Genomic DNA, 14705 nt, shown 5'->3' with positions numbered 1-14705 from the left:
CGTTCAATATGAACAAAAACGCTTCAGCACGTTGAACCGGCGCGCCACGCGGCAGAGCAAGGTCCGGCATCTTGACCGTTTCGGCCAGGCCGGAAGATTGCGCGCGGGCAGACCGAAACGACGCAGCATCGGGTTGACGGTCAAAGCATCAGCTGCAGCCAGACTCCAATCATTCTGCCACGTCAGCGACAATGACACCGTCGGCTCCGCCCCCGCCCGCACCCAATGCGGCGCGGCATAAGGGACATAAAGCGCATCGCCTGGAGTCAGATGATGGACGTTCGCTTGCGATTCATACCCGTCCTGCCACGGCAGCATATTGTCGCCCGCTCGATGATGCGCCTCGCGTCGTTCGAGAGGCAGAAAGGGGAGTTCGGGCGGATAGGTCGCAAAGTCCTTTTCCCCAGCTATCTGGAACAGGATATTATATTCGGCATCGAAATGAAAAGGCGTCAGCGTGCCGGGTGCCGAAATGAAGATGAACCCTTTGAGCGACTGCGAAGGCCCGGTCCGCGAATCGATCACCGGACCAAATTCGGCGATCAGGCTTTGCAGCAGTTCGCGATAGCGCGGCAATTGCTCGACAAAGCGCAGCATAATCCAGTTACAGCCGGTTCCGATCGATTGAATGATGTCGGCCACATCGCCGCCGCCCGATCTGTCCATGGCAAATTCGCTGCCGTTGGCCGCCTGGGCGATACGCCGCTCCACATGCTCAACAGGTAGCTCGCGGGCCGCATCGGCCAGTGCGGACAGAGAGAGGAGCGGATGCCGGACCAACTCATGCCGCACAATGGCCGGCGACAGCGGATAGGCGCTGGCAAAGCTTCCCAAGCTGGATGGTGCCAAATAGCTCATGTCTGATTTTCAAAAATTACGACCTCGACGCTGATTATAGGGCAACGCTGAAAAACCGGTTAAGGGCAGCCGTCAGGCAGAGAGCAACGCGGGAAGGTCACCGCCCGGCACGGGACCAGAGCGCAAAAAGCCCTGCCAGCTCATCACCCCCAGGTCGGCGAGCCGCGCCAGTTGGCCCTCATGTTCGATCCCTTCGGCCACCACAGCCAGTCCCAGCGCACGAGCAAGGTCAACAATCGCGTGTACGACGATACGGTCGCGGTCGCTGCCCTCGATTGTGCGGGTAAAGCCGCTGTCGATTTTCAGATAATCAATCGGCAACCGCGCCAGCAGAGACAAGCTGGAATAGCCGGTGCCGAAATCGTCAATTGCAATCGCACAACCCAGCGCCCGCAATTGGCCAAGCTGGGCCGCTGCGCTTGCCGGATCGGACAGCATCGCCTGTTCGGTCAGTTCCAGCGTCAGGCGTTCGGGATTGACCCCGGCCACTTTCACCATCGCGGCCAGCCGGTCGGCAAAGCCGGGATCGCCAAGATCGGCGGCGGTGATATTGAGCGAAACGCGCAGGCCCGCCAGCGCAGAGGGCCAGTCCGCCACTTCGGTCAGCGCAACGCGGTGGGCATGTTCGGTCAGTTCGCATTCAAGCCGCGCCGCGCGTGCCGCCGTGACCAGCGGCCCTGCTCCCAGAAGGCCAAGATCGGGATGCTGCCAGCGCAGCAACGCCTCAACGCCGGTCATGGCACCCGAGCCCACATCATATTGGGGCTGATAATGGAGGACGACTTCGCCGCGCGACAAGGCCGCTTTGACCATGGCCCCGTCGCGCGCCGCAGCGGGGCGGCCAAGCTGGTCGGCGGCGGTGCGTAGCTGATGCTCGATCGCCTCGTCACCGCTAATCAGCGCCGAGGCGATGCGGATCGCCAGCCGCCCGTGCGGATCGCCAACCATCGGCTCTGCCAGCAAGGCATGAAGCGTGCGTTCTTGTGCGCGCAAGGCAGCAAGCGAAAAAGCGGTCGAGGGAACAACCAGAAAGCGCGGGCCGCCCAATCTTTCGACGCGCGAATCACGCCCGAACTCGTCGTCTGCAAACCCTTCCAGCCGCCGCGCCACTTCTTCGAGCACAGCATCGCCTGCTTCGGTTCCAGCGCTATGGTTGATTCGTGCCAGCTGATCGATTTGAATCAGCAGCACGCCCACCTCTGTCGCGCCGCCGTCGTGCAGCGCGTGAATATGAGGGATGGCGCCATTTGGCGAAGGCAAGTTCTGATTCATGAAGTCCCCATAACAGGCTTTGCTTGCCAAGCCGTTGCTTTGTGCGACAATAGAGGCTCGACACGCAAGAGCCGAAGGAAAGATGGTCCGCACACCCTCCCCCGTGCCTGCTGCGTTGCCCGGTCTGACCGACGGACATGGGCGACAGATCAGTTATTTGCGCCTGTCGGTCACCGACCGCTGTGACCTGCGTTGTCGTTACTGCATGGCCGAGGACATGACCTTTCTGCACAAAGCGGCGGTTCTGAGTCTTGAAGAAATGGCCAAACTCTCCGAACGCTTTGTCGCCCGCGGGATCCGGCGTATCCGCCTGACCGGTGGCGAACCGCTGGTACGGCGCGGTGTCGATATATTGGCCGAGCGGTTGGGCGCGATGATCGGCCACGGGCTCGACGAACTGACCCTGACCACAAACGCCATGCGACTAGCGCAGCATTCCGAGGCCTTATTTGCAGCAGGTGTGCGGCGCATCAACGTCAGCCTCGACACGCTCGACCCCGCGGCGTTCCGCCACATCACCCGTGTCGGAGACCTGAATATCGCTCTGGACGGCATCGCGGCGGCGCGTGCGGCGGGGTTGGCGGTCAAGATCAACATGGTGGCGCTCGCAGGGCTCAACGAAGACCAGTTGCTGCCAATGATCGCTTATTGCGCGCGGCAAGGCTGCGATCTGACGCTGATCGAAACCATGCCGCTGGGCGAGGTCGCCGAGGACCGCAGCGACCATTATATCCCGCTCCACCAGTTTATCGCGCCGCTGAGGCAGGAGCGGGCGATTTATCCGGTCGATCAACAGACAGGCGGCCCTGCGCGCTATTTCGCTGTCGAAAACAGCCCGGTAACATTGGGGCTGATTACGCCGCTGTCGGACAATTTCTGTAGCGGTTGCAACCGCATCCGTCTGACTGTCGAGGGCCGCATCTATATGTGTCTGGGGCAAGAGGATCATGTCGATTTGCGCGCGGCTTTGCGCGCGGGCGGCACAGACGCCGTCGATCCGCTGATCGATCGCGCCCTAGCGGGCAAACCGCGCGCGCATGATTTTCAGATCGGCACTAAACAAGCGCCCGCAGTGGCGCGGCACATGAGTGCAACCGGCGGCTGACCGGACTATTTTTGGGGGACTCCATGCAACGTAAAATCGCGCTCGTCGCTTCATCATCACCTGTGGCCCAAGAGGCCGAGGCGGAATTACGCCCGCTTTATGATTTCGTCGACTTTGCCGAAGCCGACATGTTGATCGCGCTCGGTGGTGACGGATTCCTGCTCCACATGCTCCACCAGATGCTCGACCAAAGGCGCATTTTACCCGTGTTCGGGATGAACCGGGGCACCGTCGGCTTTTTGATGAACGAATTTCGCGTCGAAGCCCTGCTCGATCGCATTTCGGCGGCACATACTTTTATCATCCATCCCCTATGCGGCGACATCACCACTATCGCCGGCGATCATCATATCCTGCCCGCCATTAACGAAATTTCACTGCTGCGTGAAACGCGGCAGGCGGCAAAGCTGGAAGTGCTGGTCAACGAAAGAACGATGCTTGAGGAACTGGCCTGCGACGGCGTGCTGGTGTCGACGCCGGCGGGATCGACCGCCTATAACCTTAGCGCCAATGGCCCCATCCTGCCGCTTGAATCGCAAATGCTCGCGCTCACCCCGATCAGCCCGTTCCGGCCAAGACGCTGGCGCGGAGCGATTGTTCCCGAATCGACGAGCATCCGCTTTAACGTCCGCGAAGCCGCCAAACGCCCGGTCAGCGCGGTCGCCGACCAGCGCGAAATCCGCGATGTGAAAACGGTAAAAGTCACCACCGACCGCACCCGCCCGCTGACCCTGTTGTTCGACCCCGACCAGGGACTCGACGAACGCATCGCCATGGAACAGTTTATCGTCTGACGAGGAAAAGTCGCCGCGTCGCGAACAAGCGCAAAACAATCCTCAAACCCCCTTGCAAAATGCCGCCAGCAAAGGCAAATGGGCCGCCTTGTCCGGTCACCGGACTGTTCCTCGGTAGCTCAGTGGTAGAGCAATCGACTGTTAATCGATCGGTCGTAGGTTCGAATCCTACCCGGGGAGCCATTTATACATCATAACCTATTGTAACCATTAGGTTTTATGATGACCGTCAAATCTAGCCCCACATTTGACCCCACATTCCAAGTCTCCTGTGATCGATGATTTACGTGAACATTTTTCTTCACGAGCAGGTTGGACTTGTACCGGATTTGCGCCGGTCACTTGAGAGTTTAACACTCGATCAAGGAGACCGACGAGATGAAGAAGCATACAGAAGAGTACAAACGCGAGGCTGTGCGGATTGCGCTAACCAGCGGGTTGTCGCGGCGACGTGTGGCACCGGATTTGGGTGTCGGCCTGTCGACGTTGGGCAAGTGGGTGTCGCAGTATCGGCCAGCTGATTTGGTGGCCGCGCTAGCCAAGCAGATTTGGCCCGCGAGAATGAACGGCCTCGCCTGGAGAACCGGATCCTCAAGGAGGAGAGGGATATCCTAAAAAAGGCCACGCAGTTCTTCGCGAGCCAGCGGCCGTGAGGCTCGCGTTCGTGGAGAGCTGGCGCCATATATGGCCGGTGGAGACGATCTGCCGGGTGATGCAGGTTAGTCCTCGTGGCTATCGTTCCTGGCGCACGCGGCCGATCAGCCAGCGTTCCCGCACGGACATGAAGGTGCTGGCTCATATCCGGGAGCAATATAGCCTGAGCCTCGGCAGCGCAGCCTGCCCCGGACTTGATCCGGGGGTCGTCCAAGGATGACGATGGAGTTGAAGGAGGTCGGCCTCGATGTCGGCGAGCGTCGTGTCGGGCGACTGATGAAGATCAATAGGATCAGGCCGGTCCGCACCCGCAGGCACAAGGTTACGACAGACAGCAACCATCACCTGGGTGTTGCAGCCAACTGGCTGGCGGGTGATTTTGTCGCCGACACACCTAACCGTAAATGGGCCGGTGATATCACCTATATCTGGACGCACGAGGGGTGGCTTTATCTTGCCGTCATCCTCGACCTGCATGGCCGCCGTGTCGTGGGTTGGGCGGTCAGTGACAGAATGAAAAAGGATTTGGCAATCAGGGCGCTTGATATAGCCGTTCGGCTGCGCAATCCGCCAGAGGGCTGTCTTTTCCATTCCGATCGCGGTAGCCAATATTGTTCCTATGACTATCAGAAGAAGCTGCAGGTCTACGGCCTGCGTCCATCGATGAGTGGCAAGGGTAATTGCTATGATAACGCCTCCGTTGAGACATTCTTCAAAAGCCTGAAAGCGGAGCTGATCTGGCGGCAAAACTGGCCAACACGTAGGCACGCGGAGGCTGCCATCTTCCAGTACATCAACGGGTTCTACAACACACGCCGCCGCCATTCATATCTGGGCGGTATCAGTCCGCTCGCGTTCGAAGCCAAGGTGGCTTAAGGAGTTAGGTGACCGGCACGAAACCGTTACAAGTCCACAAAGGACCGTTCGCCAATAAGTCGACGAACGGTACTTCGAACACCACCTCAGATCAGGTTAGAAAGTATAACGAAATCCGAAGCGGAAGATGCGTCCGGTGTTCGACACGAGGAGAGTGCGATTCTTCGGCGCACTCCCGAGGGACAAAGACTCGCCCGCGATAGCGTTGGGAACCGGCTCGTCAGCCTCTAGAACGGCATAATCGCGCCGCACAGTATCGAGCAAATTGACCGCCTGAAAGTTGAACTGCAAGCGACGGGTAATGTCGAAGCCGCCCGAAATGTCGAGCGTGTCATAACCCTCTGTGTAGCGTCGCAACCCGCCCTGCTCGGGTGCTGACGACACAAGATAGTCGGATCGACGATTATAAGCGACACGAAGCTGGATTCCGTCCTTCTCGTAAAAGCCGGTCAGGTTAAACGTGTGGTTCGATGTGTTCGGCAGTGGAGCCGCGCGGAACACCTGCGGATTTCCGAGGGCATCGGTGATCGTCTGCTCTTTCAGCTCGGAGTCCGCGTAGGTATAGTTGGCAACAAACCCTAGCCCGCTCAGGATGCCCGGCAAGTAGGTGAAGTTATGCTGCAACGAAATTTCGACGCCTCTCACATAACCACTGCCAGCATTGACCGGACGGTTGAACTGCACAATTTCACATTCGCGCAGCGGGTTCTGAAGCGATAGGTCGAGCACGCGGTTGGGCAAACATTCATTGAGCGGTTGCGCATTGGGCGTATAAGGTAGAAGCAAGGTCGATGCAGTCGGTTCGAAACCGCTGTTAGGATCGAAGAGTCCGTTGGCATCGAATAACAGTTTCCGGAAATCCCGAATATAGAAAGTCTCCGAAACTGTCCGCTCCGCGTCCTTGAGCTGCTTGTTAAAGAGCGCGACGGAAAAGAGTGAATTTTTGTCAAAATACCATTCGACCGACAGGTCGAGATTGTTCGAACGGAACGGGCGAAGACTCGGGTTGCCTGACGTTGCAAAAGAGTTCGAGAATGTATTTTCATTGAACAGAAAATTCGGTCGCAAGCGGTCGATATTGGGACGCGCCATAGTTTTTGATGCGGCAAAGCGAACAACAAGATTCTGCGCTGCAAGCCAGTTCACATTCAACGATGGCAGGAAATTATTGTAGCTGAATGTGTCCGACGCATTGACGGCTTGAAGAGGGACGAAGTTCGGGTCGGTCTGTGCAACAAGATCCGGCCCGAGCACCCCTACGACTGCAGCCTGCGCTGCGGCCAAGGTGGTTGTATTAGCCGGATCCCCAGCGCCAAAATATCCAAAAAAGGCCAAATTTTCAGGGCGTTGTGCAAATTGCAGGAAACTGGGGGACGGTAGTGAACCGCCGCTCACATCAACATTGGTTTTAACCCAACGTCCGCCAAGGTCGCCGAACACTCGACCGTCGGCGAACTCGAAATTGGCGAGCGCATATCCGCCGAAGACTTCAAGTGTTAGATCACGGAAATCGCGGCCGTCGGGAGAGGTGATCCCTGCGTCGCCACGCATCTCCTGAAGCGCGGCGCGAAGCGCGAAAGGATCGAATTTCATAATACCGTCGGTGATGCTGTCTCGGGGAAGTCCGATCTGCTCGCCGAAGCCGTCCCGCAAGGCGCTTTCGCCCGGAACGACAAACGGCAGGATGCTTGCGCGTGGATCGGCGAAAGCAAATCGGTTGAGAAAGGTATTGGTCTGGCGCTGGACGCGATTGCGCTTATCCCATTTCGCGCCGACCTCGATCGACTTGATCGGACCGAATCGCGTATCCCAGTCAACATCAAAGTAGAGGCTGGTAGCCTTGTCATCGATCGCACGGTCGCGCGAGTTGATTGATCCGATATCAAATTCAAACCCGTCATCGACGATAGCAAGATCGGGGTTCGCGCCGTTGGTGCCGCCCTGTGTTCGGTTAGGAACCGTATCGCTCAGAAAGATCGAACAAATGCCGCCGGAAACACAGTCATAACCCTTGGTGAAACCAGGGCGGTTGTCGAAGCCATTAAAGCCATTGTCAAAGCTTGCAGGACCAGCGAGCGCCTGATTTTCGAGCTGCGCGGTTGCGTAGATATATTCATTGTCGCGGCCCTTGCTGCTCGAATGGCCACCAGACAGGTTAAAGGTAAAATCCCCTGCCTTATGCTCTGCATCAAAGCCGAGGACGAAGGTTTCCTCGTAAGTGTCCTCATATTCCTGCACCGGCCGGACATAACCCGGATTGCGGGCGTCGCCCGGTCCGTAGTTAGTCGCTGTCGACCGGTAGCGGAGCAGCGTCGAGTTGGCGGGATCATAAACATTGTCCTGGCCTTCGCGCAGCGGAAAGAATTGAGGTGCAGCGCGGATCGCGAGCTGCGCACGGTCGCGCTTGCGGTTTACATGCGTGTAAGTCGCATCAATCTGAATGTCGGTGTCGGGAGTAGGCTGCCATTGCACCGTTCCCGTGACATTGTTGCGCTGCGTTTCAAAAAATAGCTGGTCATAGGCTACCTCAAAAGGAAGCAGGACGCGGAGCTGATCCTCGGGTGCCGCTCCGCTCTGGTCGATTTGCCCGGTATTGATATTGGTGAGCCCGCCGGTGAACAGAACACCCGTATTGTTCGAGAAAGGGCCAGCGATATTGTTCGTCGCTTCATAGCGCTGGATGTTGAGCGCGTCTGTGCGGCCTGACGTTTGTTCGGACGTCGCGACGAGTGACACGCCGAGTGTGTCATTTGCAAATTTCTCTGACAGCGCGAGATTGACGCGATAGTCGCCGCCAAAGATATCGTCCCCGACGCTGAAACCGGGGTCGGCAAACGGCGAATAGCGTGCCTGGATATCGATCACACGGCGGTCCTTCTTGACGCCGAGCGGCTTGAAAGTCGTCAAGCGGATCGTCGCGCCGAGGCTGCCTTCATTGTCGTCGGCGCTCGCGGTTTTCGCGACCTCGATACGCGATAGGATGTCCGAGGTAAAAGAACTGAAATCGACCGCTTGACCGGCGCTACCGTTCCGGACGTCACCGGCGGCATTGGTGACAGTGACGCCATTGAGGGTGACATTATTGAGATTGGCATCAACGCCGCGAACAGTGACCGTAGAGCCTTCGCCATTGCTGCGCTCGATCGATACGCCGGTGACACGCTGCAGCGCTTCGGCGATATTCTGGTCGGCTGATTTACCTATGTCTTCGGCATTGATGCCATCGACGATATTGCCGGATGCCCGTTTTGCGTCGAGCGCCTCGGCGAGCGAGCGTCGGAAGCCGGTCACGACGATCGTGTCATCATCAGTATTATTTTCGACTGAATCATTATCAGTTTGGTCGGTGCCTTGCTCTTCGACCTGCGCAAGCGCCGGCGTTGCTGCACACAGCAGCGCCGCGGCCGAGGCTGACAGCAGGAGACTGCGATTAAACCGCAACTTAGAGTTCTGATAATATATCTTGGACATGTTACTCTCCCCTATTCGTTACTATTTGCCTTATATTTATCTCCATGCTCGCTACAGTGATGCGAGCGAAGCATGCGACACTCTCAATCCACTTCAAAATGCCTGATAAAATCCGGATCGGGATCAACACCAAGGCCGGGTTTCGTTGGCAGCGCCACACTCCCCCCGCTTTGTTTGACCTGTTCGGAAATCCGCAACGGTTCCTGCAGCAATTCCTCGCGGAACCTGTTCGGCGTTGTGTCATATTCGAGCATCGGCTGGACCGGATGTGCCCCACCGGGAAAGTCCGGCAACGCCGCGAGAAGATGCAGGTTCGTGCCGACCGCAACCGCCGAACCCCAGACATGGTTCACCACGGGGACGAAGTGCGCCTGCGCGAGTGCAAGGACCTTCAGATATTCGGTGATGCCTCCTAGCCCGCAAACTTCGGGCTGAAGAATGTCGACGCAGCGCCCGCCAATAAGGTCACGAAAGCCCCAGCGGGTGAATTCGGCCTCTCCGCCCGCGATATTGATATCGAGCGCTTCGCACAGATCGCGATATCCCTGACGATCCTCGGGCGCGACCGGCTCCTCGAACCAGGCGACGTCGAGCCGTTCGAGCGCGCGCCCAAGCCCGATCGCCTCGCGCGCGGTGTAAGCGTGATTGGCATCGACCATCAGCCCCGTCGCATCGCCGATGGCGTTGCGCACCGCTTCGACAAGTTCAATATCGGCTTTGGGTCCAAGGCCAATCTTCATCTTCATCGCGCCGAAGCCTGCGTCGCGGATCTTCACGCTTTCTTCGGCGAAGCGGCGGGCAAGGTCATTCTTGCGCTGCAGCATCATGCCATAGCCATAGACCTCGATGCGGTCGCGAAACGCACCGCCCATCAGCTGATAGACGGGGCAGTCGCACGCCTTTCCGGCGATGTCCCAGAGTGCAATATCGACGCCGGAGAGCGCCTGGATCGGCATGCCCTTTTGGCCATGATCGCGCAAAAGATTATACACTTTGTGCCAGATGACTTCGCGGTCGCGCGGATCCATCCCGACAATGAGTGGCGCGATGACGCGCTCGACGATCGTCTTGTTGGCAAAGGCCACCGCCCCGCCGCCAAAGCATTCGCCCCAGCCGGTGATGCCCTCGTCGGTCTGAACCTCGACAAGGTGCGCGGTACGCTTCGCATAATATTGCTGCGAATAGCCGAGCTCTTCTTCGAGATCATATTGCAGCACATGACTCTTGATGGCGGTAATTCGCATCAGAGTGTGACCAATGGCATTTTAAAGACCGGCATGATCCGGCGTCTCCCTCTCCCGGTCGCACGGCATGGACCGAATCGACAACACATCTAATTAAACATCATATGTTTCGAAATGCAAGACATCTATTGCTCGCGTGAGCGAACACAGTACGGAATCTCAGGGAATCAAGGTGAAAGGTGGACTTTCGTCGCTCGACAAATGCCCGTCCTTGTTCTTGTCGCGATTGGAAAAGACCCAAAGATAGACGCGCACGATTTCGTCGGCGCTCATTTCGTCGTTTCCGTCAGCGTTGAAACGCTCGAGCGTCAGCTTCTGAAACCCGCCTTCGTTGCCACCGAGCCACTCAGCCGCGGAGATCTTGCCGTTCTTGTCGGCGTCGCGGATCTGGAGCTCGCGCGTCCCCATGAACATCACGAATTCGGCAGGCGAAAGGCGCCCGTCGCCGTCGCCATCGACGCCCGGCTTGAACGGCGACGATGCGTCGGCGCTGGTGCGCGGCGCCGCGACAGACGATTTGACCATCGCGGGCGCACCCAGACGCGGCTCGTCCGACCGGCGCCACGTGCGCACCCAATCGACTTCCATCGTGCTTGGATAGCCATCGGGCGTCGCCGCCGCGGGCACGGGGCAACGCCAAAATCCCCCAGGGCAGTCGCGATAGGTGACATGCGGCGAGCGCAGGCCCAGCGAAAGGGTAACATACATGGGGAGATGCCAATAGAGGTTAGGCTTGCGCGCGACCTCCACACCGTCAATGTACCAGATGACTTCATCCGGTGAAACGCGCGCTCCGTAAACGTGGAAATCGTCGCGCGGATCGAATTTTGCCTCGATCTGGTTCTTGGTCATCTCAGGAAATCCGCCCGGCCGTTTCCAGATTTCCTTACCGCCCTCGATCATACGCATGTGCAGGTTCATATCGATCATTTCAGGTCCGTCGCGACCGACCGCATTCTCGACGAAGCCGCCCTGCTCAAGCTCGACAATATCGACTTCGGAATAGGTTACAGCACCTTCCTTGCGTTCAAATCCGTGCGCTTTATTGGTATCGGCAAGGCTGTAAATCCAGAATGCGGGGCTAGCCCCTGGAAAGGTCGGCACGCCCTTGATGCGCGCTTCATAATACCCATAAGTCTGATATTCTTTCGAGCGGACGATCCCCGATGTATAATAAAGCTGTTGTTCGCTGGGAGCACTTGTATCCGGTGCACGGCGCAATGCACGATGGGGCTTATAGCGGACCGTCAGAAGGAGCTTTCCGTCACCGACCGCCGCATTGTCCGGGTCCCACGTCCAGGGACCCCAATCGCCGACATTGGCATCCCACCGCGAGACGTCAACCTGCTCCCCACCGAATTCGTCTGACAGATTCTGGACCAGTTCCCACCCTGCTTGCTGGTCAGTCGGAAGCAACGGGCGGAGGGGGTCCGAGGCTTGAACACCGCCCGCAAAGGCTATGCTGCTGACGCTTATCGCGATGATCAACGACAGACCTGAAATTTTCATCGCCCGCTCCATCTTCCCTTGGGCGCGACTTAGCGCACCTTGACTCTCTATGATGTTTATAAACATCATATGTTTATAAAATGCAACTAGTCTTTGGCCGACTGTTCGCCGCGCCTACCAGTTCGTATAGGAGCCGTCGGCTTTTTGCATTCGCGGCGCTTCCCAATATTTGAAGCTACACGCTGCAACCGCCTCCTCATTCACAAGAACGCCATGGCCTGAACGGTCGCCGATCGTATAAGCGCAGTCGTCGACGCTAGGGGCGTGATCGAAGAAGCGTGAAAGATCTTCATTATCGCGCAGTTCATAGGGAGCGATTTCATGCGAAAAGAAGTTGGGAATAGCAGCCGCCATTTGCAGCGTCGTCGCCGTACAGATCGGCCCGAGAGGGTCATGCGGCATCACGTCGATATAATGGGCTTCGGCGAAGGCAGCGACCTTCATAGCTTCGGATAGACCGCCTACATTGCACACATCGATCCGAGCGAAGCTAGTAATCCCCTTTTCGATGAGCGGCATGAACTGCCATTTGTCAGAACATTCCTCGCCGACCGCGAAGGGAATATCGGTCATCCGGCGAAGCGCAGCATAGGCCTCGATCGACTGACAGCGAATGGGCTCCTCTAGAAAATCTAGCGTAGCGGGTGGCAGCTTCTGGCAGAAGGATGCCGCCTCGGCGACACTGAGCCGATGATGCAGGTCAATGCCGAGTACAACTGCCTCACCGACCTCTTGACGCACTTCTTTCAGAGCCGCCGTGGTATCGGCAATCGATTTACGGACATTGATGAGCGTCGGGCGTTCGCTTGTGCCGAGATCACCTGCCGCAAGACGGATTGTCTTCCACCCCGCGGCCACAAAGCTTTTCACCTCCTCGATCATCGCATCGTCATGAGGTTTGATACTGGTCACGAAGCAGTCAACGCGGTCGCGCTGTTTGCCACCGAGTAGGCGGTAAATCGGTACATTCAGAGCTTTACCGGCAATATCCCAGAGCGCGATATCTATCGCCGAAAGCGCTGCGGTGAGCACGCGTCCACCTTCGAAATATTGGCCTCGATAGACTTCTTGCCAGATTTCACCAATCCGCGACGGGTCCTTGCCGATTAGGAATTCGCGAAAATGATCGATCGCTCCGACGACCGCTTTTTCGCGGCTCGACAGCCCCGACTCTCCCCAGCCATATAGCCCCTCGTCGGTCTCGACCTTGACGAGACAGAGATTGCGATGGCCGACCCATACTGGATAGGCTTTGATATCGGTGATCTTCATGGTTCCTGTGAATCTCCCCAAGCAAAACTCAATCGCCGAGCGCGTCACATAGCGCCTCGGCTTTGGCTCTCACGGCTTCGACCGAGTCACCGGGTCGATAAAGCTCGCCGCCAATGCCGAATCCCGCAGCACCCGCCGCCATCCATTCCGCGATATTCGACGAACTCACTCCGCCTGTCACGAGAATGCTAACATCATTTGGTAGAACCGACATCAGCGCCTTGAGATGTCCTGTACCATATGTGGTCGCCGGAAAGAGCTTGAGTTGGCGTGCGCCTGCTTCGACCGCGATAAAAGCTTCGGTCGCGGTTGCAACGCCCGGCACCGCAATCATATCAGCCGCGATTGTCGCGCGAATGACGTCGACATTGGTATTAGGGGTCACAATAATCCGACCCCCCGCCGCCTGAACCTTCGCGACCGACACAACGTCGAGTACCGTCCCCGCCCCTGTAATACAGTCGTTTGGCAGCGCGTCGGTCATCGCACGGATAGACGCATAGGGGTCGGGCGAGTTGAGCGGCACCTCAATACAACGGAAGCCCGCTTCGTAGAGCACGCGCCCGATTGGGGCAGCTTCATCGGGCCGAATGCCGCGTAAAATCGCTACTAATGGCGTACGCGCAAGTGCCTGTTTGATGCTTGTCATAACTCTTGTTCCTGCAAGATGAGACTATAAGGCGAGAAAGCCGGCGTGCACTGCGTCCACACCATCGAAAACCCGGCAAGACTGTTCCATGCGTTCGATTGCATGGGCATATTTATGGCACAATGATGGGTCGCCTATCAGCTCCACTCCGGCTGCCGGAACTCCATAGAGATCAAAGGCATTTTGCACGCACGACCCAATAAGTAGCCCCGACAAATAGCTCGGGCCATCTCCTGCGGCTGACCCAAGCACAAGCTTGCGCGTGCGCGTCGAGAAAAGAGAATGTAGCAGTGCGCTTGGCTGGTCGAGAATGACATCGACGCCTTTGATGAAGGTCTCCTTCTCGAACGGCTTGGCGAAAATCACGTCATCCTTGGCGACAAGGATCGAATGTTCCTTAAGCAACGCAAAAAGCTCGCCAGTGAGTGACGTGTTGAAAAACTCCAGGCGCCCGCCCTCCATCCGGCACCATTTGGTGTGCGTACCAGGTAGGCAGAAGAGACGATCAGTCTGCGAAGCTCCCCCATGAGCCGCCAGCCAGCCCAACATCTGCAATTCCTCGCCTCGCATAAGGTCGGGTTGACCCATCGGATTGGTGCAACGCACCCCGGGCAGGATCGCCATCCGGTGACCGCACTGTTCGAATCGCTCGGCTTGATCGGTGAGTTCATAAAGATTGGCCGGGCACGGAAGATACTGCGTCTCGCGCCAGCCTATATTCGATCCGACCATTCCCGCCATCACGATATCAATCTTGCCGTGCTTATCGGTCCATGGCTCGATAGCCGATAACAGAATGTCGGCAATCGGACGATCGAGCTTGGCAATGCCAGCACCGTAAACGACATGTTCGCGATCAGGGACCTGCCCCTTCTCTTCGATCAACATGGCGCGCATTCGACTGGTCCCCCAGTCAACGCCGACATAAGGCCAATTGTGCATGATGACAGTCTCTCCCGTATGCCCTCGCCTTACCATCAAGCCGGGTCTAATTATCATAT

10 protein-coding genes, 1 tRNA gene and 1 pseudogene are annotated in these 14705 nt (G+C 57.7%); 4 read left to right on the top strand and 8 right to left on the bottom strand.

Translation table 11 applies throughout. The features are described 5' to 3' along the window. Positions 1–3: 3 nt before the first annotated feature. A complete protein-coding gene (locus ACR3XE_RS04490) occupies positions 4–858 on the bottom strand; it encodes a cupin-like domain-containing protein (RefSeq protein WP_473698804.1) in 855 nt (284 codons plus the stop codon). 72 nt (positions 859–930) lie between these two features. Next, positions 931–2130: an EAL domain-containing protein gene (locus tag ACR3XE_RS04485; protein ID WP_473698805.1), complete on the bottom strand. Its 1200-nt coding sequence runs from the start codon at positions 2128–2130 to the stop codon at positions 931–933. A gap of 82 nt (positions 2131–2212) precedes the next feature. Between ACR3XE_RS04485 and moaA the strand changes: the two genes are divergently transcribed. The 4 genes and pseudogenes from moaA (at position 2213) to ACR3XE_RS04465 (ending at position 5559) form a co-directional block, all read left to right on the top strand. Beyond that, the gene (moaA, locus tag ACR3XE_RS04480; protein WP_473698806.1) at positions 2213–3235 is read left to right on the top strand and encodes a GTP 3',8-cyclase MoaA; all 1023 of its coding nucleotides are present in this window, start codon (positions 2213–2215) and stop codon (positions 3233–3235) included. Positions 3236–3258: 23 nt separating this feature from the next. Beyond that, positions 3259–4029, top strand: coding sequence for an NAD kinase (locus tag ACR3XE_RS04475; RefSeq protein WP_473698807.1), 771 nt, complete (start codon positions 3259–3261; stop codon positions 4027–4029). Between the two features lie 108 nt (positions 4030–4137). Next, a tRNA-Asn gene (locus ACR3XE_RS04470) sits at positions 4138–4212 on the top strand. 195 nt (positions 4213–4407) lie between these two features. After that, positions 4408–5559: pseudogene (locus tag ACR3XE_RS04465) on the top strand (IS3 family transposase). 96 nt (positions 5560–5655) lie between these two features. On the opposite strand, the gene ACR3XE_RS04460 reads toward ACR3XE_RS04465, so the two are convergent. The 6 genes from ACR3XE_RS04460 to ACR3XE_RS04435 all read right to left on the bottom strand — a co-directional run bounded on the left by ACR3XE_RS04460 (position 5656) and on the right by ACR3XE_RS04435 (position 14646). Continuing rightward, a complete protein-coding gene (locus ACR3XE_RS04460) occupies positions 5656–9030 on the bottom strand; it encodes a TonB-dependent receptor (protein WP_473698808.1) in 3375 nt (1124 codons plus the stop codon). 83 nt (positions 9031–9113) lie between these two features. Further along, the gene (locus tag ACR3XE_RS04455; RefSeq protein WP_473698809.1) at positions 9114–10274 is read right to left on the bottom strand and encodes a mandelate racemase/muconate lactonizing enzyme family protein; all 1161 of its coding nucleotides are present in this window, start codon (positions 10272–10274) and stop codon (positions 9114–9116) included. 159 nt (positions 10275–10433) lie between these two features. After that, the gene (locus ACR3XE_RS04450; RefSeq protein WP_473698810.1) at positions 10434–11783 is read right to left on the bottom strand and encodes a family 16 glycosylhydrolase; all 1350 of its coding nucleotides are present in this window, start codon (positions 11781–11783) and stop codon (positions 10434–10436) included. A 114-nt stretch (positions 11784–11897) separates the two neighbouring features. Then, positions 11898–13055: a mandelate racemase/muconate lactonizing enzyme family protein gene (locus tag ACR3XE_RS04445; RefSeq protein WP_473698811.1), complete on the bottom strand. Its 1158-nt coding sequence runs from the start codon at positions 13053–13055 to the stop codon at positions 11898–11900. A 28-nt stretch (positions 13056–13083) separates the two neighbouring features. Next, positions 13084–13704, bottom strand: a complete 621-nt coding sequence (locus ACR3XE_RS04440) for a 2-dehydro-3-deoxy-6-phosphogalactonate aldolase (RefSeq protein ID WP_473698812.1) — start codon at positions 13702–13704, stop codon at positions 13084–13086. Positions 13705–13728: 24 nt separating this feature from the next. After that, on the bottom strand, positions 13729–14646 hold the full coding sequence (locus ACR3XE_RS04435; protein WP_486185938.1) for a 2-dehydro-3-deoxygalactonokinase: 918 nt from the start codon (positions 14644–14646) through the stop codon (positions 13729–13731). Positions 14647–14705 lie beyond the last annotated feature (59 nt).

The sequence above is a fragment of the Sphingopyxis sp. 10G20-10 genome (assembly GCF_057365075.1).
The sequence above is the reverse complement of the archived record's forward strand: the minus strand, read 5'-3'. Positions and strand labels throughout refer to the sequence as shown.